This window comes from Spirillospora sp. NPDC127506 (assembly GCF_040302145.1).
Lineage (GTDB): Bacteria > Actinomycetota > Actinomycetes > Streptosporangiales > Streptosporangiaceae > Spirillospora.
Genome location: NZ_JBEORG010000005.1, coordinates 89292 through 109173, shown reverse-complemented (window position 1 = coordinate 109173; position 19882 = coordinate 89292). Strand labels below are relative to the sequence as shown.

Annotated in this window: 15 protein-coding genes, 1 tRNA gene and 1 riboswitch; of the genes, 12 read left to right on the top strand and 4 right to left on the bottom strand. The window is 73.2% G+C overall.

From position 1 onward, the window contains the following. Window positions 1–92 precede the first annotated feature (92 nt). Window positions 93–166 (bottom strand) — tRNA-Pro (locus ABTW95_RS07685). Between the two features lie 171 nt (window positions 167–337). Here ABTW95_RS07685 and ABTW95_RS07680 point away from each other — a divergent pair. From ABTW95_RS07680 to ABTW95_RS07630, 11 genes are all read left to right on the top strand, one after another. Then, window positions 338–1144 carry a serine hydrolase gene (locus ABTW95_RS07680; RefSeq protein WP_396446191.1) on the top strand — a complete coding sequence of 269 codons (807 nt, stop codon included), beginning with the start codon at window positions 338–340 and terminating at the stop codon, window positions 1142–1144. A 215-nt stretch (window positions 1145–1359) separates the two neighbouring features. Continuing rightward, window positions 1360–3219 (top strand): SpoIIE family protein phosphatase, encoded by a 1860-nt coding sequence (locus tag ABTW95_RS07675; RefSeq protein ID WP_396454938.1) that lies wholly within the window; start codon window positions 1360–1362, stop codon window positions 3217–3219. Window positions 3220–3689: 470 nt separating this feature from the next. Then, window positions 3690–3827, top strand: a riboswitch (cyclic di-AMP (ydaO/yuaA leader). An 11-nt stretch (window positions 3828–3838) separates the two neighbouring features. Next, window positions 3839–4582: a CHAP domain-containing protein gene (locus ABTW95_RS07670; protein ID WP_396446193.1), complete on the top strand. Its 744-nt coding sequence runs from the start codon at window positions 3839–3841 to the stop codon at window positions 4580–4582. A 228-nt stretch (window positions 4583–4810) separates the two neighbouring features. After that, on the top strand, window positions 4811–7705 hold the full coding sequence (locus tag ABTW95_RS07665; RefSeq protein WP_396446194.1) for a bifunctional glycosyltransferase/CDP-glycerol:glycerophosphate glycerophosphotransferase: 2895 nt from the start codon (window positions 4811–4813) through the stop codon (window positions 7703–7705). After that, window positions 7689–8930 carry a glycosyltransferase gene (locus ABTW95_RS07660; protein WP_396446195.1) on the top strand — a complete coding sequence of 414 codons (1242 nt, stop codon included), beginning with the start codon at window positions 7689–7691 and terminating at the stop codon, window positions 8928–8930. The genes ABTW95_RS07665 and ABTW95_RS07660 overlap by 17 nt, the downstream gene beginning before the upstream one ends. 24 nt (window positions 8931–8954) lie before the next feature. After that, on the top strand, window positions 8955–10136 hold the full coding sequence (locus ABTW95_RS07655) for an acyl-CoA dehydrogenase family protein (RefSeq protein WP_396446196.1): 1182 nt from the start codon (window positions 8955–8957) through the stop codon (window positions 10134–10136). Next, window positions 10133–10912 carry an SDR family oxidoreductase gene (locus tag ABTW95_RS07650; protein WP_500225539.1) on the top strand — a complete coding sequence of 260 codons (780 nt, stop codon included), beginning with the start codon at window positions 10133–10135 and terminating at the stop codon, window positions 10910–10912. Before ABTW95_RS07655 ends, ABTW95_RS07650 begins: the two co-directional genes overlap by 4 nt. Before the next feature lie 7 nt (window positions 10913–10919). Further along, complete coding sequence (locus tag ABTW95_RS07645; protein WP_396446198.1) at window positions 10920–11537, top strand: TetR-type transcription factor C-terminal domain-containing protein; 618 nt, start codon at window positions 10920–10922, stop codon at window positions 11535–11537. A gap of 38 nt (window positions 11538–11575) precedes the next feature. Beyond that, on the top strand, window positions 11576–12730 hold the full coding sequence (locus tag ABTW95_RS07640) for an acetyl-CoA C-acetyltransferase (protein ID WP_500225538.1): 1155 nt from the start codon (window positions 11576–11578) through the stop codon (window positions 12728–12730). 20 nt (window positions 12731–12750) lie between these two features. Beyond that, a complete protein-coding gene (locus ABTW95_RS07635; protein ID WP_396446200.1) occupies window positions 12751–13911 on the top strand; it encodes an NADH:flavin oxidoreductase in 1161 nt (386 codons plus the stop codon). Window positions 13912–13944: 33 nt separating this feature from the next. Continuing rightward, complete coding sequence (locus tag ABTW95_RS07630) at window positions 13945–14751, top strand: HTD2 family dehydratase (RefSeq protein WP_500225536.1); 807 nt, start codon at window positions 13945–13947, stop codon at window positions 14749–14751. Here the strand turns inward: ABTW95_RS07630 and ABTW95_RS07625 are convergent. Genes ABTW95_RS07625 through ABTW95_RS07615 form a run of 3 tightly spaced genes read right to left on the bottom strand, consistent with a single transcriptional unit; the run spans window position 14748 to window position 18855 of the window. Continuing rightward, a complete protein-coding gene (locus tag ABTW95_RS07625) occupies window positions 14748–16403 on the bottom strand; it encodes a glycerol-3-phosphate dehydrogenase/oxidase (protein WP_500225534.1) in 1656 nt (551 codons plus the stop codon). The two genes, ABTW95_RS07630 and ABTW95_RS07625, sit on opposite strands and share 4 nt — an antisense overlap. Window positions 16404–16456: 53 nt before the next feature. Next, window positions 16457–17974, bottom strand: a complete 1518-nt coding sequence (glpK, locus tag ABTW95_RS07620) for a glycerol kinase GlpK (RefSeq protein ID WP_500225532.1) — start codon at window positions 17972–17974, stop codon at window positions 16457–16459. A 35-nt stretch (window positions 17975–18009) separates the two neighbouring features. Continuing rightward, window positions 18010–18855, bottom strand: a complete 846-nt coding sequence (locus tag ABTW95_RS07615; RefSeq protein WP_396452322.1) for an MIP/aquaporin family protein — start codon at window positions 18853–18855, stop codon at window positions 18010–18012. A 246-nt stretch (window positions 18856–19101) separates the two neighbouring features. Between ABTW95_RS07615 and ABTW95_RS07610 the strand changes: the two genes are divergently transcribed. Continuing rightward, entirely contained in the window at window positions 19102–19869 is a 768-nt protein-coding gene (locus ABTW95_RS07610) for an IclR family transcriptional regulator (RefSeq protein WP_396452320.1), read from the top strand. Window positions 19870–19882: the final 13 nt, after the last annotated feature.

Sequence of the window (19882 nt, the reverse complement as noted above, 5' to 3'; positions counted from 1 at the left end):
GGGCGGCCGAGTTCACTAACGAACGGCTAACAAACGATCAAGAGGCCGGTCCTCCGAGTGGAGGAAACGGCCTCTGAGCTGGTGTTTCTGTGTCGGGACGGCGGGATTTGAACCCACGACCCCTTGACCCCCAGTCAAGTGCGCTGCCAAACTGCGCCACGTCCCGGTGCCCGTCGGAGCGGGCCTGATTACTGTAGCGCAGTCCGCGGGGTCGTGCGTACCGGGTTACGGGCGCGGTGATCTCTGGTAGGCAAGGCGGATGGTGTCTTTGCGGGGCTTGCTCGCCGGGGTCGTGTGCGCCGGGGTGGTGTCCGGGTGCGGGGGAGGGGCGCGGCCGGTGAGCGAGCCGGAGGCGGCGAAAGGGTCGGAGACGCCGGAGGCGCCGAAGGCGACCGAGTCGGCTCGGCCCGTTGTGCGGGTGCCCGCGGGGGTCCGGGCCTCCTATGTGGTGTTCGACCGCAAGGCGCGGCGGGTGGTGCTGGAGCGGGAGGCGCGGCGGACGTTCCGGTCGGCCTCGGTGGTGAAGATCCTCATCGCGCTGGACTACCTGGAGCGGCATCGGGTGTCGGCGGCGGACCGGGAGCTGCTGGTGCCGATGCTCCGGGAGAGCGACGACCGGGCGGCGACGGAGTTCTGGCGGCGGGGCGGGCAGGGGAAGATCATCGAGCGGATGGTGCGGCGGATCGGGCTGGAGGAGACGGCGCCGCCGCCCAGGGAGAAGCCCGGGTTCTGGGGGTATACGGCGCTGAGCGCGCGGGACGTGGTGAAGACCTACCGGTACCTGCTGGAGAAGGCGCCGGGCGCGCACCGGGAGTTCGTGCTCGCGCAGTTGCGGCGGTCGACGCCGTGCGGGAAGGACGGGTTCGACCAGACGTTCGGGATCCCGCGGGCGATCAAGCGGCCGTGGGCCGTGAAGCAGGGGTGGTCGGGGTTCGGGGACGTGCCGGCGGAGCCGTGCGGGAGCGGGGTGCGGCCCGCGGCGTGGCGGCCCGATCTGGGGCTCGGGCGGCCAGTGCTGCACACGACGGGAGTGGTGGGGAACAAGATCGTCGTGGTGCTGACGCTGCAGCCGGCGGGGTCGTCGTTCCGGGCCGCGGCCAAGCGGATCACGGCGCTGACCAGGGACGTCTATCGGGCGGCGTGACGGGCGTCACAGGGTCGGGAAGGGTTCCGTCCGGAGTGGGTCATCGGAAGCGGTGGAGTCCGGGCGGGAACGGAAAACCGGGGCAAAGATATGGACTGTTTACCAGGCTATGGGCGAATAGTCCTTCGCTGGCGTATGTAGCTTTTTTCTCCCAGGGGCAGTGACGCCGAACGGGGGACACAGGGTTGGCGGAACCGGAGGGCACCCAGCCCGGGGTGCACGTTGCGGACCTTGAGGACCTGCGGGGCGCCGCGCACGACCGCGCGGTGCTGTCCGAGGCGCGGGTCGTGCTGGCCCGGCGGCTCGGCGTCCCGCCGGGGGAGGCCCTGCAGCATCTGATCTGGCTCGCGCGCGATCTGGACATCGACCTCGCCGAGGCGGCGGCCGTGCTGGTCAAGGACGGGGGCGGCGGGCCGGTGGGGGCCGTGGTCGCGGACCGGAGGGCGCCGCGGGCCGAGGGCGGCACGGCCGAGCGCCAGGCCGTCCTGTCGGACGCCGAGGACGTCCTGCGCCGGGTGGCGGCCGAGGACACCTCCGGGGACGCCGAGATCCTCGCCGAGGCGGGCGACGATCCGGTGGCGCGGGCGCTCCTGGACGGGACGCTCGACTCCTGCGCCCACCTGGTGCCGGTCAGGGGGCCCGACGGGGCCGTGGCCGACTTCCTCTACGCCGATCTCAACGACGCCACGCGGGACATGTTCGGGCGGGGCCGGGAGGAGCTGACCGGCCGGCGGCTGCTGCGCACGGATCCGGGCGCCGCGCTCAGCGGGCTCTTCGACGAGTACACCAGGGTGCTGGAGACCGGGACGCCGATGGAGCGCCCCTCGTTCATGTACTCCACCGCCCAGGGGGGCCTGTCCAGGTCGTCCCGGATGAGCGTGCGATGCGTCCGGGTGCCGACCGGGGTGTGCGTCACGTGGCGGTACCACTTCGCCGAGGACCGGGTGGCGCGGCGGCTGGAGCGGGTGGAGCGGCTGGCGCTGATCGGGTTCGGCGAGTGGGACCTGGCCACCGGCGAGGCGGACTGGACGCCGCAGATGCGCGCCAACTACGGCCTCGGCCCCGACGACGTGCCGCCGATGCCGCACGACCTGCCGAAGGCCGTGGCGGACGACGACCTCCCGCTGGTGGAGGAGGCCGTCCAGACGATGTTCTCCCGCCGCGAGCCGGTGGAGGCCGAGCACCGGGTGATCGGGCCGGACGGGACGCCGCGGCATCTGTGGCTGTTCGCCGAGCCGGTGCTGGGCGACTCCGGGCTGCCGATCTCGATCAATGTCGTCTCGCAGGACATCACCCGGCGGCGCGGCGTGGAGCGGGCGCTCGCCGAGACCCGCCGGCAGATGCTGAAGCAGCAGGCGCGGACGGCGCAGGAGCGGAAGGTGGCGGTGACGCTGCGCCGCGCGATCCTGCCGGACGAGGACGAGGTGGAGCAGCTGCCGGGCCTCGGCATGGCGGTCCGGAGCCTGGCGGCGGAGAGCACCGCCCGCATCGGCGGGGACTGGTTCGCGACCCGGGCGCTGCCGGACGGCCGGGGGCTGTTCGCCATCGGGGACGCGGCCGGGCACGGGCTCCCGGCGGCGGCGGCGATGGCGCGGACCCGGAACGGGCTGCTCGGCCTCGCCTGCACGGGCGAGCCGGCGGGACGGCTGGTGGACTGGCTGAACGAGCTGGTCGGCACCATGGACCCGCCCGCCACGGGCACGGCGATCGTCGCGCACTTCGACCCGTCCCGCCGGGTGCTGGCGTGGACGTGCGCGGGCCATCCGCCGCCGATCCTGGTGCGGGAGGGCCGGGCGGCGCCGCTGGAGGTGGTCCGCGACCCGATGCTCGGCGCGATGCCCTGGCAGTACACGACGATCACCACCCGCCTGCACCCGGGGGACCTGCTGTTCCTCTACACCGACGGCCTGGTGGAGCGCAGGGACGCGGACCTGGACGAGCGCATCGGCCGCCTCACCGAGATCCTGCAGGACTCCTCGCTGCGCCCGGACCTGGCCCTGGACGAGGTGCTGGCGCGGATGGAGTTCGACCGGGCGGCGGACGACACCACCCTGTTCGCCCTGCTCGTCGAGTGACCGACCCCACGCGCCCGCCCGCGAGGGGCGCCCGTGTGAGGTACGACTCATAGTGACCGGCGGCGAGGGCCGGTGCGCGGCGGTCCGCCGGGCGCCGGCCCTCGCCCGGTGAGCGTTCTTTACCCTTTGCCCATCGGCCGGTAAGTCCCATGGGCAAAGGGCTGAGGGCCGGTCGGGGAAAGATCGGGAACACCCCGGGGCCGGACGCTGTTGGTGAATCCTTGGAAGGGCATTGAGCGGGCATAACCGAGGTTTGTGCCTGGTTTGCTTTTCTTGAGAAGGTTGCTACCTTCTATCCGAATCCCGCAGCGCGCCCCATGCGTTGCCGCCGGCCGCGCCCAGTGCGGCCGATGATCGCGGAGCGGCACCCGCACGCGATGCGCGCCCGACGATGCGCGCCCCCCTCACCGAGACCAGTCGCTGAGGCAAATCCGAATAGTCAGCACCGCGTCCGCGGTGCGAGGCCGAGTCCGTCCCGGTCGCCACGACCGGACGGAGCCGGGGACCCAACGTTCCAGGGGTGAATCGGCGCGTCCAGAGCCGCGCCGTAGGGCTGCTTCCATGCCCGAATCCGTCAGCTAACCCGGTAGGCGCCATGGAAGACAAGGAGATTCCCTGCATGTCCGGTCGTTTCGATCGACTTTCGCTCAACCGCTTCTCGTCCGAGGACAAGGCCGTCGGCGCCGCCGTCGGGGCCGTCCTCGCCGGCGCCGTCGGGCTCGCCGTGCTGAACCCCCTCGCCGGTGGCAGCGCCGCGGCCGACGCGCCCGCCCAGGCCGCCGCCGCGAAGGGCGCCGCCGCCTCGCAGACGTCCGCGAAGACGAGCGCGGCCGAGGCCCGCGAGGCCGGCTACAAGGTGCCGCCGCGCGACGTGAAGCCGTCCGAGGTCATCAAGCTGGCCCAGAAGCAGGTCGGCATCAGCGAGGGCAAGGGCGGTCAGACCAAGTTCCACAAGTGGTACGTCTCGACCCCGCACGCCAAGGCCACCGCCAAGCGCGACGGCGGCTTCTCGGTCAAGGCCTACAACGGCGCCCAGTGGTGCGACATGTTCGTTTCCTGGCTCGGCGCCCAGACCGGCGTGAAGAACATGGGCTGGGACGCCTACACCGTCCAGCACGCCAGCTGGTTCAAGAAGACCGACCGCTGGGGCCACAAGCCCAAGCCGGGCGCCGTCGTGTTCTTCGACTGGCAGAACGGCTCCAAGGGCGGCATCGGTGACATCGACCACGTCGGCCTCGTCGTGAAGGACAACGGCGGCGGCAAGGTCAAGACCATCGAGGGCAACAGCAACAACGAGGTGGAGAAGAAGATCCGCGACAAGTCGCAGATCGTGGGCTACGGCTACCCCGACTACGCCTCCTGACCCTCCCCGCACCCGAAGGCGCCCGGCTCCCCGGCCGGGTGCCTTCGGGCTTTCCGGGCGGTCTGCCCCCATGTCTCCGGTGAAGTCGGGTAATGCGAAGCGTTGACAGCCTTTGATCCCTCTTGGACCTCACTGAGGCTTTCCAGGAAAGGAATCCCTGGCGGACGCGCGTCCGGCCGGCGCCCCGCGGCGCCCGGCTCGGTCCCCGGCGGAACGGGAGGGATGCCCATGCGGCTGCGCCCGGATGTCAGCGTGGTCGTGATCGCCTACAACGACGCCCGGCGGCTTCCCCGGGCGGTCGCCTCGTCGCTGGCGCAGTCGCTCGGCGGCGTGGAGACCGTGATCGTGGACGACGCCAGCACCGACGGCACGGGGGAGGTCGCCGACCGGCTCGCCGCCGCGCATCCGGGACGGGTCCGGGCCGTGCACCTGCCGGCCAACTCCGGCGGCTGCGGCCGTCCCCGCAACACCGGGATCGAGGCGTCGGCCGGGCGCTACCTGATGTTCCTCGACAGCGACGACCTGCTGGACCGGCACGCCTGCCTCAACCTGCTCGCCGCCGCCGAGAGCACCGGCGCCGACCTGGTCTCGGGGCTGTGCGACCGGATCTTCCTGGACGTCCCCGAGGGCGCGAAGGGGCGCATCCGCCCCTGGTATCCGTGGCTCTACCGGAACAGCGCCGTCTACGGGTCCCTGGCCGAGAACCCCGACCTGCTCTACGACACGCTCTCGACCAACAAGGCGTACCGGCGCGGCTTCCTGGAGGAGCACGGGCTGCGGTTCGTCGAGCGGCTGCACTACGAGGACCTGCTGTTCACCGCCGAGGCGTACCTGGCGGCCCGCCGGACCGCGCTGATCCCGCACCGCGTCTACCACTGGCACGTCCGGCAGCGGACGGCGGCGCCGTCGATCTCCAACCGGCGGGCCGAGCTGGCCAACTTCGCCGACCGGCTGGAGATCCACCGGCGCATCGACATGCTGTTCACGCTGCGCGGCGCGCACGAGCTGCGGCGCGCCAAGGACGTGAAGTTCGTCAACCACGACCTGCTGCTCTACCTGCGGGAGCTGCGCGACCGCGACGCCGGCTACCGGGACCGCTTCCTCGATCTCGCGGCCGCGTACCTGGCCGAGCTCGACCCGCGGGTCTTCGAGCTGGCCAACCCGATGCCCGCGATCGCCGCGTACCTGATCCGCGAGGGGGACCACGCGGCCGCGCTCGCCGCCGCCGAGTACCGGCCCGCCGAGCGGCCCGAACTGCGCGCGCGGCTGGTGGAGCGGGACGGGCGGGTCTTCTGGGGCGCGCACCGGCCGCGGGGGAGCCTCGGCCGCCGGGTCCTGGACGTGACCGGCTTCGGCTTCCACGTCCGCCCGCTGAAGGACGTGCGCCCGGCGAACACGGTGACGCGGCTGGAGATGCGGGGCGGCCGCCTCCACCTGGCCGGGCACGTGCTGAACCCGCTCGGCCGGATCCCCCCGGACGCGGACCTGGCCGCCACGCTGGAGTTCTGCGACCGGCGCCGCCGCGCGCGCAAGGCGCGGGCCCGCGCCGCGATCCGGCACGAGGGGGAGCGGCTGGCGTGGCGCGCCGAGCTCGACCCGGCCCGGCGGATCCGGCCGGTCGGGTTCATCGACCCCGTCTGGGACGTGCGGCTCCGCGTCCGGGCGGACGGCGAGGAGATCGTCACCCGCCTCGGCGAGGGCCGCGGGTCGCCGTCGCTGGCGGGCGTCGGCCTGCCCGTCCGGCCCCGGCTGACCCGGATCGCCGCGGACCGGCTCCGCTCCTACGTCACCGACGGCGGGCACCTGGCCTTCGCGCTGGAGACGGCGAGCCCGTGGGCGCGGCTCGCCGGGGCCGCCGCGCTGCGCGCCGCCCGCTCCCCGGCGGGACGCCTCGCCTGGCGCCGCGCCCGGGGGATCGGGACGAGCGTGCGCCGCCGGCTGACCGCCCGCAAGACCAAGATCGCCGTGTTCAACCGGGTGCTGAGCCGGCTGCCCGTCCGGCCCGGCCTGGCGGTCTTCGAGAGCCACCTCGGCCGCCACTACTCGGACAACCCGAAGTACATCTACCGGGAGCTGCGCAGGACGGGCCGGCCGGTGACGGCGGTGTGGGCGTACGCGTCGTCGCCGAAGGGGTTCCCGGACGACGCCGTGCTGGTCCGGCGCGGCTCGTGGGCGTACTTCCTGGCGCTGGCGCGGGCCCGGTTCTGGGTGGACAACCAGGGCTTCCCGGAGGGACTGCGCAAGCGTCCCGAGACCACCTACATCCAGACCTGGCACGGGTCGGCGTTCAAGCTGATGGGCCTCGACCGGCCGCGGCTCAAGAGCGGGCCGGCCGCCGAGCGGGACCGGCTGCGCCGGATGGTGGAGCGCTACGACTGCTTCCTGGTGCGCTCCCGGCACGACGCCGAGACGCTGTGCGCGGGCCTCGGGGTCTGCTCCGAGCTGCTCCCGGCCGGCTACCCCCGCAACGACCCCCTGGTCAACGGGGTGGACGGCGATCCGGAGCTGGCCGCCGAGGTCGCCTCGCTGCGCGCGTCCCTCGGCCTGGACGGCGGGCGCCGCGCCGTGCTGTACGCGCCGACGTTCGCCACCGGGCCGAAGGGGCGCCCCGTCAAGCTGCTCGACCCGCCCGTCGACCCGGACGTGTTCGCGCGGGAGCTGGGGGATGAGTACGTGCTGCTCGTCCGGCCGCACTACCTGTGCCGGGCCAACGTCCCGCCCGGCGCCCGCGCGGTCATGCGGGACGTCGGCGCCGTGCCCGACGTCACCCCGCTGCTGCTGCTCGCGGACGCGCTGGTCACCGACCACTCCTCGATCATGTTCGACTTCGCGCTGCTGGACCGGCCGATCATCCTGCACCTCCCGGACGGCCGGGACCGCACCGCCGGCTACTTCGACCTGGACCTGCACGGGCCCGGGCCGATCACGCGCACGGAGGAGGAGCTCGTCGCCGCGCTCGCCGGCCTGGACGCGGTGGACGCCGCCCATGCGGCCCGGCGCCGCGCGTTCGCCGCGCGCTTCGGCGAGCACGACCGGGGCACCGCCGCCCGGACGGTGGTGGACCGCTACTTCCCGGCCGCACGGCCGGGCCGGAGGGGGAGGGGCGATGGCGGCACCGCGTGACGTGTTCATCGTGTGCAACAACACCGACGAGATGGGCGGGCTCCAGCGCTGGGCGCACCACATGGCGCGGCTGCTGGCCGGGCGCGGGGACCGCGTCACGCTCATCGGCATCACTCGCAGCGCGGAGCCCTGCCACCACGGGCGCGACGGCTCCTACGCCGTCGAGGTGCTGCACCGGGAGTGGCGGCCGCCGGTCATCGCGTGGCGCCCGGTGAAGCCCGTGCAGCACCTGAACGCCGTGGCGCGCGCCCGGGAATGGCGGCGGGCCGCGGCCCAGCGGCGGGGCGCCGCCCGGCTGTCGGAGCTGTTCGCCGCCGCCCGGCCGGGCTCGGTGATCATCGTGGCGCAGGTGTGGGCGATGGAGTGGGTCCGGCTGGCCGACACGGCCGGGCTGCGGGTCGTGGCGATGAGCCATGAGTCCTACGGGGCCACCCGCAGGTCGACGCGGTACCGCAGGGTCAAGGAGCACTACGCGGACGCCGACCGGATGCTGGTCCTGACCGCCGAGGACGCCGACGCCTGGGCCCGGGACGGCATGACCAACGTCGACTACATCCCGAACCCGCTGCACGTCACCCCGGCCGTCAACCCCGTGCTGGACCTTCCTGTGGTGGCCTGCGTCGGGCGCCTCTCCTACGAGAAGGGCGTGGATCTGCTGCTGGAGGCGTGGGAGCCGATCTCCGCGCGCCGTCCAGAGTGGCGGCTTCGCATCTACGGCAGCGGCCCGGACGAGGAGGAACTGCGCGCCCGGGCGGCCGGGATGGAGTCGGTCGAGTTCCGGGGCGTGGTCGCCGATGTCGGGGAGGCGCTCGCCGAGGCGTCGGTGTTCGCGCTGCCGTCGCGGGCGGAGGGCTTCCCGATGTCGGTGCTGGAGGCCATGGCGTACGGGCTGCCGACGGTCGCGTTCGACTGCGCTCCCGGCGTCCGCGCGCTGATCGAGGACGACCGCGGCGGCGTCCTGGTCGAGCCGGGCGACACGGCCGCCTTCGCCGCGGCGCTGGAACGGCTCATCCAGGACCCGGAGGCGCGCCGCGCCCTGGGCGCGGAGGCCCGCGCCTCGGTGCTGCGGTTCCACCCGGACGCCGTGCTCGCCCGCTGGGACCGGCTGTTCGACCTGCTCCACCGGGACCTGCCGCCGGCCTCCCCGGAGCGGGCGGCCGGGCCGGCCGCCCGGCCGGCGGCGGGACGGGAGGCCGAACCCGCGCTGGGGAGTGATTCTTTCTAACAACTGTTTGGTAGAGTCCGTGGCGTGAACCAGAACGAGTCGCCGCGGGACCGCGAGTTCCGCGCCGAGGTCCGCGACTGGCTCCGGTCGAACCTGCAGGGCGAGTTCGCGCACGCCCGCGGGCTCGGCGGGCCCGGACGCGAGCACGAGGCGTTCGAGGAGCGGCTGGCCTGGGAGCGCCACATGGCCGCGGCCGGCTGGACGTGCCTCGGCTGGCCGGCGGAGTACGGCGGGCGCGGCGCCACCGTCGAGCAGCAGGTCATCTTCCACGAGGAGTACGCGCTCGCCGACGGCCCCGCCCGGGTCAACCACATCGGCGAGAACCTGCTCGGCCCCACGATCATCGCGTTCGGCACCGACGAGCAGAAGGCCCGCTTCCTCCCGCCCATCGCGGCGGTCGAAGAGCTGTGGTGCCAGGGCTACTCCGAGCCCGGCGCCGGGTCCGACCTCGCGAACGTCCAGACGCGCGCCGAGCTCGCCGGCGACCACTGGGTGATCAACGGCCAGAAGGTGTGGACGTCCCTCGCCCTCGAAGCGGACTGGTGCTTCGCCGTCTGCCGCACCGAGCCCGGGTCGGCGCGCCACAAGGGCCTGTCGTACCTGCTCGTCCCGATGAGGCAGGACGGCGTGGACATCCGGCCGATCGTCCAGCTCACCGGGACCTCCGAGTTCAACGAGGTCTTCTTCGACGGCGCCCGCACCGACGCCGGCAACATCGTCGGCGCGCCCGGCGAGGGCTGGAGGATCGCGATGGCCACGCTCGGGTTCGAGCGCGGCGTCGCCACCCTCGGCCAGCAGGTCGGGTTCCGGCGCGAGTTCGAGGGCGTCGCCGACCTCGCCCGGCGCACCGGCGCCATCGACGACCCGCTGCTGCGCGACCGGCTGACCCGCTCGTACATGGGCCTGGAGATCATGCGGCTGAACGCCGTGCGGACCATGGCCGGCGTCGCCGCCGGCGCGCCCGGCCCCGAATCGTCCATCTCCAAGCTCGTGTGGGGCACCTGGCACCGCGAACTGGGGGAACTGGCCATGGACGTCCTCGGCGCCGCCGGCCTCGTCGCGGACGGCGAGCCTTACGACCTGAACGACTGGCAGCGGCTCTTCCTGTTCTCCCGCGCCGACACGATCTACGCGGGGTCGAACGAGATCCAGCGCAACATCATCGCCGAGCGGGTGCTCGGGCTCCCGAAGGAGGCACGCGGATGACGCCGCCCCCCTACGTCCCCGGGCACGGCCTCCTGAAGGACCGCGCCGTCGTCATCACCGCGGCGGCCGGGGCCGGGATCGGCGGCGCCACCGCCCGCCGCTGCCTGGAGGAGGGCGCCCGCGTCCTGGTCTCCGACGCGCACGAGCGGCGGCTGGCCTCGTCCGCGCGGGAGCTGGAGAAGGAGTTCGGCGCCGGCCGCGTCGCCGCGCAGCCCTGCGACGTCACGTCCGAGGAGCAGGTGCGGGCCCTCTACGCATTCGCCGCCGAGCGGTTCGGCCGCGTCGACGTCGCGATCAACAACGCCGGGCTCGGCGGCACGGCCGACCTGGTCGACATGGCCGACGAGCAGTGGGACCGCGTCATCGACATCACCCTCAACGGCACCATGCGCTGCACGCGCGCGGCGCTGCGCATGATGCGCGGCCAGGGCTCCGGCGTCATCGTCAACAACGCCTCGGTGATCGGCTGGCGGGCGCAGAAGGGCCAGTCCCACTACGCCGCCGCCAAGGCCGGCGTCATGGCGCTCACCCGCTGTGCCGCACTGGAGGCCGCGGACTTCGGCGTCCGGATCAACGCGGTCTCGCCGTCCCTCGCCATGCACCCGCACCTGGTCAAGGTGACCTCCGAGGAGCTGCTGGAGGAGCTGACGCGCCGGGAGGCGTTCGGGCGCTACGCCGAGCCGTGGGAGGTGGCCAACGTTATCGTCTTCCTGGCCAGCGACTACTCCTCGTACATGACGGGCGAGGTCGTCTCCGTCTCCTCCCAGCACGCATAGGAAGCACATGAGTCCACGACGGCGCGACGCCGAGGGCACCGCCGCCGCCCGCGCGGAGCGGCGGGCGGAACTGCTCGCCACGGCCGCGGAGGTGTTCGCCTCCCAGGGCTACTCCGCCACCACCGTCCGGAAGGTGGCCGACGCCGCGGGCATCCTCGGCGGCAGCCTCTACTACCACTTCGACTCCAAGGAGTCGATGGCCGACGAGATCCTCCGGACGTTCCTGGACGAGATGTGGGCCGGGTACGAGCGCATCCTCGGCGCCGGGCTCAACGCCCGCGACACGCTGGAGGCCATCGTCGTCGAGTCGTTCCGCTCGATCGACCGGCACCGGCCCGCCGTCGTCCTCTACCAGAACGAGTCCAAGCACCTCGCGACCAGCGAGCGCTTCCACTACCTCCTCGACTCGCAGCGCCGGTTCGAGGAGATGTGGCTGTCGCTGCTCGACCGCGGCGTCAAGGAGGGCGCGTTCCGCGCCGACCTCGACCGGAGCCTCGTGTACCGGTTCATCCGCGACACCGTGTGGGTCGCGGCGAACTGGTACCAGCGCGGCGGGCGGCTGTCCGCCGACGACATCGCCAAGCAGTACCTCGCCATGTTCCTCGAAGGCATCCAGGCGAGCTAGGCCCCTGCACGACGGACCCGCACGAAGGAGAAGACCCCATGGCCGAGGCATACATCGTCGACGCCGTCCGCGCCCCCGTCGGGCGGCGCGGCGGCGGGCTCGCCGGGGTGCACCCCGCCGACCTCGGCGCGCACGTCCTCACCGCCCTCATGGACCGGACGAAGATCGACCCGGCCGCCGTCGAGGACGTCGTGTTCGGCTGCGTCGACACCATCGGCCCGCAGGCCGGCGACATCGCCCGCACCTGCTGGCTCGCCGCCGGCCTCCCCGAGGAGGTCCCCGGCGTCACCGTCGACCGGCAGTGCGGCTCCTCGCAGCAGGCCGTGCACTTCGCCGCGCAGGCCGTCCTGTCCGGGACGTCCGACCTGGTCGTGGCGGGCGGCGTGCAGAACATGTCGCAGATCCCGATCGCGTCGGCGATGACCGCCGCCGCGCCGCTCGGCTTCACCGAGGGCCCCTTCGCCGGCTCCGCGGGCTGGGCGCGCCGCTACGGCGACACCGAGGTCTCCCAGTTCAACGGCGCCGAGATGATCGCCCGCGACTGGGACCTGTCCCGCGAGGACATGGAGAGGTTCGCCTACGAGTCGCACCGGCGCGCGATCCGCGCCATCGACGAGGGCCGATTCGAACGCGAGATCGCCCCCTACGGGGACGTCGCCGCCGACGAGGGGCCGCGCCGCGACACCACCCTGGAGAAGATGGCCGGGCTGAAGACCCTCGTGGACGGCGGACGCCTCACCGCGGCGGTCTCGTCCCAGATCTCCGACGGCTCCGCCGCGCTGCTCATCGCGTCCGAGCGGGCCGTCAAGGACCACGGCCTCACCCCGCGCGCCCGCATCCACCACATCTCCGCACGCGGCGAGGACCCCATCCGCATGCTCTCCGCGCCCATCCCCGCCACCGCCTACGCGCTGAAGAAGACCGGCATGACGATCGGCGACATCGACGCCGTCGAGATCAACGAGGCGTTCGCGTCCGTCGTCCTCGCCTGGCTCAAGGAGACCGGCGCCGACCCGGCCAAGGTCAACCCCAACGGCGGCGCCATCGCCCTCGGCCACCCCCTCGGCGCCACCGGCGCCCGCCTCATGACCACCCTCCTCCACGAGCTGGAGCGCACCGGCGGCCGCTTCGGCCTCCAGACCATGTGCGAGGGCGGCGGCCAGGCCAACGTCACCATCATCGAGAAGTGCTAGCGGGGCGGAACGGAGTTCTGGTGGACGTGTTCGAAACGGCCCGGCTCGGGCCGCTGACGCTGCGCAACCGTGTGATCAAGGCCGCGACGTTCGAGGGGATGACCCCGGACGCGGTGGTGACCGACGACCTGATCGAGTACCACCGGCGGCCCGCCGCCGGGGGAGTGGCGATGACGACGGTCGCGTACTGCGCGGTCTCTCCCGAGGGGCGGACGGAGCGGGGGCAGATCTGGATGCGGCCCGACGCCGTGCCCGGGCTGCGCCGCCTCACCGACGCCGTGCACGGCGAGGGCGCCGCCGCGTCCGCCCAGATCGGGCACGCCGGGCCCGTCGCCGACGCGAGCTCCACCAAGATGCCCGCCATCTCCGCCGGGCGGTTCTTCAACCCGCTCGGCATGGCCTTCACCAAGGTCGCGACGGCGGAGGACATCGAGCGCATCACCCGCGCGCACGCCGAGGCCGCCCGGCTGGCGGTCGAGTCCGGCTTCGACGCCGTGGAGATGCACTTCGGGCACAACTACCTGGCCAGCTCGTTCCTCAGCCCCCGCCTCAACCGGCGCGAGGACGCCTACGGCGGCCCCATCGAGAACCGCGCCAAGGTCGCCCTCGGCATCGCCCGCGCCGTCCGCGACGAGGTCGGCGACCGCATCGCGATCACCGGCAAGCTCAACATGCGGGACGGCGTGCGCGGCGGCCTGGAGATCGAAGACAGCCTGTACGTGGCGCGCAGGCTCCAGGAAGAGGGGACGGTCGACGCGCTGGAGCTGACGGCCGGCAGCTCGCTGCTCAACCCGATGTACCTGTTCCGCGGGCCGATGCCCATCCCCGAGTTCGCGGCGAGCTACAAGCTCCCCATGCGCGTGGGCCTGCGGCTGTTCGGCAAGCGGTTCCTCCGCGTCTACCCCTACCAGGACACCTACCTGCTGGAGCATGCCCGCCGGTTCCGAGCCGAACTCGATCTGCCGCTGATCCTGCTGGGCGGCGTCACCGACCGCGCGAGCATGGACAAGGCGATGGCGGAGGGCTTCCAGTTCGTCGCGATGGCGCGTGCGCTGCTCCGCGAACCCGACCTGGTGAACCGCATCGCCGCCGACCCGTCCACGCCGTCCCTGTGCACCCACTGCAACCACTGCGTCCCGACGATCTACAAGGGCACCCACTGCCCGCTGATCCCGACCTGACGACCGCACCCGGGCTGCTGGGACGATGAAGCCGTGATCGATATCGCTGGGTGGGCTCCGGAGCCGGAGGAGAAGACGGAGGTCATCGACGCGGCGCCGTCGGCGGCGCTCGCGGGGCTGCTCGACGTCGAGCCGCCGGGGGAGGAGCTGCCGCCGCTGTGGCAGTGGCTCCATTTCCTCGACCGTCCCGCGCAGCGCGAGCTGGGGCCGGACGGCCATCCGCGCGACGGGCGCTTCCTGCCGCCGGTCCCCGAGCGGCGGCGCATGTTCGCGGGCGGGCGATTCCGGGTCCGCGAGCCGCTGCGGATCGGAGACAGCGTGACGCGCAGGGCGGAACTCGCCTCCACCGCGCTGAAGCACGGACGCAGCGGCGAGATGCTGTTCGTGACCGTCCGGCACACGTTCCTGCGGGACGGCGCCGAGATCGCGGTCGAGGAGCAGGACCTCGTCTATCGCAGCGGCGGCTCCGCCTCCCGCCCGGCGGAGGTGTCGTTCGACGCCCCGCGGGTCGACGCACCGTGGACCCTGGAGATGACCGCCGACCCGGTGCTGCTGTTCCGGTTCAGCGCGCTCACCTACAACGCCCACCGCATCCACTACGACGAGGCGTACGCGACACAGGTGGAGGGGCACGGCGGGCTCGTCGTGCACGGGCCGCTGCTCGCCGTGGTGTGCCTTGAGCTGCCGCGCCGGGCGGGCCTGAAGGTGCGCGAGGTGTCATTCCGCGCCCGCAGGCCCGTCTACGCGCGGCAGCCGTTCACGGCGGCCGGCTCCCCGGAGGGCGGCCTGTCCGTCGAGGCGCCGGGCGGGGGCGCCGCGATGACCGCGGCGTTCGCCTAGGCGGCGGCCTCGGCGATCGCCGCGCCGCCGCGCCGCTCCTCGGTGGTCCGGCGGACGTACCGCTTGATCTCGTCGGCGGTCTCCTCCTCGCCCCAGCCCAGGACGGGGGCGATCAGCTCGGCGACGCGGGACGCCGCGGCGACGCCGCCGTCCCACTCCTCGATCGCCGCGCGCAGGCGGCGGGCGAGGACGTCCTCCAGGTGCAGGGCGCCCTCGTGGGTCACGGCGTAGACGGCCTCGGCGCACAGGTAGTCCTCCGCGCCGGGGACGGGAGCGCCGAGCGCCGGGGTGCCGGCGATCAGCGCGAGGACCTCGCGGGCGCACGACCCGTAGCGGCGCAGCAGGTGCTCGACCCGCGCGACGTGCAGGCCGGACTCGGCGGCGAGCCGGCGCCGCTCGTTCCACAGCACCTCGAACCCGGTCGCGCCGAGGATCGGGAGCCGGGCGGTGACCGACTCGGGGACGGCGTCGTCCAGGCCCTCGGCGACGAGGTCGATCGCGTCCTCCGCCATCACCCGGTAGGTGGTGAACTTGCCGCCGGTGACGACGACCAGCCCCGGCACCGGCTCGGCGACCGCGTGCTCGCGCGACAGGCGCGTGGTGTCGTCCATCTCCCCGGACAGCAGCGGCCGCAGCCCCGCGTACACGCCCTCGATGTCGTCGTGGGTGAGCGGGGTCCGCAGGACGGCGTTCGCCTGGTCGAGGAGGTAGCCGATGTCGGTGTGGTCTGCGACGGGCTCGTCCGGTCCCTCGTCGTGCGGGGTGTCGGTGGTGCCGACGAGCCAGTGCCGCCCCCACGGGATGACGAAGAGCACGCTCTTCGCGGTCCGGGTTATCAGGCCGGTGTCCATCGGGATGCGGTCGCGCGGCACCACCAGGTGGACGCCCTTGGAGGCCCGGACGCCGAACGCCGCCCGGGAGCCGGTCATCGCCTGCGCGCCGTCCGTCCACACGCCGGTGGCGCACACCACGCGGCGGGCCCGCACATCGATCTCCCGGCCGCCCTCCAGGTCGACGACGGTCGCGCCGGTGACGCGCTCGCCCTCGCGCAGGAACCCGGTGACCTCGGCGCGGGTGGCGACCGTCGCGCCGTACTGCGCGGCGGTGCGGGCGACCATCAGCGTGTAGCGGGCGTCGTCCACCTGCGCGTCGTAGTACTGGACGGCGCCGACCAGCGCGTCCGGCCGGAGGGCCGGGGCCTGCCGCAGGGCGCCGCGCCGGGTCAGCTGCCGGTGCCGGGGCAGGGCGCGCGCGCCGCCCATCGTGTCGTACAGGGCGACGCCCGCGCTGACATAGGCCCGCTCCCACACCCGGTTGCGCAGCGGGTACAGGAACCGGACGGGACGCACCAGGTGCGGCGCGAGCCGGTGCAGGAGCAGGCCGCGTTCCCGCAGCGCCTCCCGCACCAGCCCGAAGTCGCGCTGCTCCAGGTACCGGAGCCCGCCGTGGATGAGCTTGCTGGAGCGGCTGGAGGTCCCGGCCGCCCAGTCCCGCGCCTCCACGAGGGCGACGGACAGCCCCCGCGAGACCGCGTCGAGGGCCGCGCCGGCGCCGACGATGCCGCCGCCGACGACCAGGACGTCGAACTCGGTCTCGGCGAGGGCGCGCAGGGCGTCCTCGCGGTACCGCGGACCGAGCGCTACGGATGTCACTGCAATCTCCCGGAATGAGCTCGTGGGTGGGGTTTGGAGGACGGTGTGCCGGGTCAGCCGAGGTCGACCCAGTCGAGGGTCCGGTCGACGGCCTTCTTCCAGCCGGCGTAGCCGTCCTGGCGCTGCTGGTCGGTCCAGGTGGGCTCCCAGCGCTTGTCCTGGTTCCAGTTGCGGCGCAGCTCGTCGGTGCTGCGCCAGAACCCCACGGCCAGGCCGGCGGCGTAGGCGGCGCCCAGCGCGGTGGTCTCGGCCACGACCGGCCGCGACACCGGCACGCCCAGGATGTCGGCCTGCAGCTGCATGCACAGCTCGTTGGCGGTGACGCCGCCGTCGACCTTCAGCACGTCCAGGCTGACCCCCGAGTCGGCGCGCATGGCCTCCACCACATCGCGGGACTGGTAGCAGATGGCCTCCAGCGTGGCGCGGGCGACGTGGGCGTTGGTGTTGAACCGCGACAGCCCCACGATCGCCCCGCGCGCATCAGAGCGCCAGTAGGGGGCGAACAGGCCGGAGAAGGCCGGGACGAAGTACACCCCGCCGTTGTCGGGGACCTGCCGGGCCAGCGCCTCGCTCTGCGCCGCGCCGGAGATGATGCCCAGCTGGTCGCGCAGCCACTGCACCGCCGACCCGGTCACCGCGATCGACCCCTCCAGGGCGTACACGGGCGGCTGGTCGGCGAACTGGTAGCAGACGGTCGTCAGCATCCCCGCCTTGGACCGCACGAGTTCCTCACCGGTGTTCAGCAGCAGGAAGTTGCCGGTGCCGTAGGTGTTCTTGGCCTCGCCGGGCGCGAAGCACACCTGCCCCACGGTCGCCGCCTGCTGGTCGCCGAGGATGCCGGTCAGCGGGACCTCGCCGCCGAACGGGCCGTCCGCGGTCGTCGTCCCGTACGCCTCGGGAGCGGAAGACGGCCTGATCTCCGGCAGCATCGAGCGGGGAATGCCGAAGAACGACAGCAGCTCCTCGTCCCACGCCAGGGTCTCCAGGTCCATCAGCATGGTGCGGCTGGCGTTGGTCGGGTCGGTGACGTGGACCCCGCCGTCCTTCCCGCCGGTCAGGTTCCACAGCACCCACGAGTCGGTCGTGCCGAAGATCGCGTCGCCGCTCTCGGCGGCCTCCCGGACCCCCTCGACGTTCTCCAGGATCCACTGGACCTTCCCGGCGGAGAAGTACGTCGCGGGAGGCAGCCCGGCGCGGTGCCGGATCGTCTCGCCGCGCCCGTCGCGCTCCAGCGCGGCCGCGATGCGGTCGGTGCGGGTGTCCTGCCAGACGATCGCGTTGTAGTAGGGGCGGCCGGTGCGCCGGTTCCACACCACCGCCGTCTCGCGCTGGTTGGTGATCCCGACGGCGGCCAGGTCGCCGTGGCTCAGGTCCGCCTTGGTGAGGGTGCTCTGGATGACGGCGCGGGTCCGCTCCCAGATCTCGGTGGGGTCGTGCTCGACCCAGCCGGCCCGCGGCAGGATCTGCTCGTGCTCCAGCTGGTGCCGGGCGACCTCGTTGCCGCCGTGGTCGAAGATCATGAAGCGGGTGCTGGTCGTGCCCTGGTCGAGGGCTCCGACGAAGTCGGCCATGCGTGCGGTCTCCTGGGACGTAGGGGAGGGACGGGTCACGCCGTCTCGTACTGCGGCTCGGGCTTGGCGATCTTCTCGGGCACCTCCTCCTCGGCGGGGAGGAACCGCCCGATCAGGGCCTTGTAGAGCCCGACGCCGAGGACGCCGCCGATGAGCGGGCCGGCGATCGGGACCCAGAAGTACAGGTGCCCGTACTGGTCCCGCCACGCGCCGCCGTAGCCGGTGAGGAACGAGGCGAGCCGGGGACCGAAGTCGCGGGCCGGGTTGATGGCGTAGCCGGCGTCGGTGCCGAACGCCATCCCGATCGCCACCACCAGCAGGCCGATCATGAACGGGGCGAGGTTGGCCAGCGGCGGCGCGTTGCGCACGTCGGTCAGCGCCTTGATCACGAAGAGCAGGATGGCGGTGCCGATGACCTGGTCGCGGAACGCGCCCCAGGTGCCGACCGGGAGGGTCCCGTTGCCGGGCAGGGTCGAGAAGACGCCCTGCGTCTTGATGGTGTGGCCGGGGTCGGCCGCGGCGAGCACCTCGCTGTAGTTCCACCGGACGATCAGCGCCGCGGCGAACGCCCCCGCGGTCTGCGCGGCGATGTAGGGCGCCGTCTTGCGCCACGCGAACTCGCGGAAGGCGGCGAGGCCGATCGTGACGGCGGGGTTGAGGTGGGCGCCGCTGATCCGCGCGGCGGTGTAGACGCCGAGGGTGACGCCGAGGCCCCAGGCCCAGGCGATGCTGTCGTGGCCGCCGAGGCCGGAGCCGCCTGCGACGACCTGCGCGACGACGCCGACGCCGAACAGGATGAGGATCATGGTGCCGGCGAACTCGGCGGCGAGCTCGCCGGCGAATCCGGGGATTCTGGGCCGTTCCGCGGTGCGTTCCGTCATGGGCACTCCTCGGATGTGGGGTGGACGCGAGCCCCGTGAGGCTGGCCAGGACGCTAAGCCGGGACGGAACCGCCGACAACAGGGCGCTGCCGACAATGTCGAACACTTTCCCCTTCGCTCGGTGCGGGTTACCCTCCAGTCCGTGCACGAGATCACAGAATCCGGGCAGTTCGCGGCACTAACGACGGCGATTACGACGGCTGCCGACATTGTCGGCATCATGCCGGGACAACTACGATCGGATCCATGCCCGGACCTGTGCAGTCGATCGAGCGCGCCGCCGCGATCCTGCGGCTGCTCGCCGCGAGCTCGGGCCGGCTCGGGGTCGGCGAGATCGCCAGGTCGCTCGGGCTCGCCCGGGGCACCGCGCACGGCATCCTGCGCACCCTGGAGCGCGTCGGCTTCGTCGAGCAGGACGGCGGCACGGGCAAGTACCAGCTGGGCGCCGCCCTGCTGCACCTCGGCACCAGCTACCTGGACGTCAACGAGCTGCGCTCCCGCGCCATCAACTGGGCCGACGCGCTCGCCTCGCGCAGCGGGGAGGCCGTCCGCATCGGGACGCTGCTGGAGGGCCGGGTCCTGGTCGTCCACCACGTGTTCCGCCCGGACGACACGCTCCAGGCGATGGACGTCGGGTCCCTGCTGCCGCTGCACGCCACCGCCCTCGGCAAGGCGCTGCTCGCCCACGACGCCAACGCGGCGGCGTCCATCCGCGACACCGTCCTGGAGTCGTACTGCCGCCGCACCATCACCGATCCGCGCGAGCTCGCACGGGCCGCCACCCGGGTGCGGGAGAACGGCTGGGCCGCCGAGGTCGAGGAGCTGTCCATCGGCGACGCCGGCATCGCCGCGCCGATCCGCGGGTACGGGGGCCTCGTCGTCGGCGCCATCGGCATCTCCGGCGCGGTCGAGCGGATCTGCGACGCCCGCCGCGTCCCCGAGCCGCGCCTCGTCGCCTACGTGCGGGACGCGGCCCGCGCCGTCTCCCGCGACCTCGGCGGCTCGCGCTGGTGACGGCGCGCCCGGG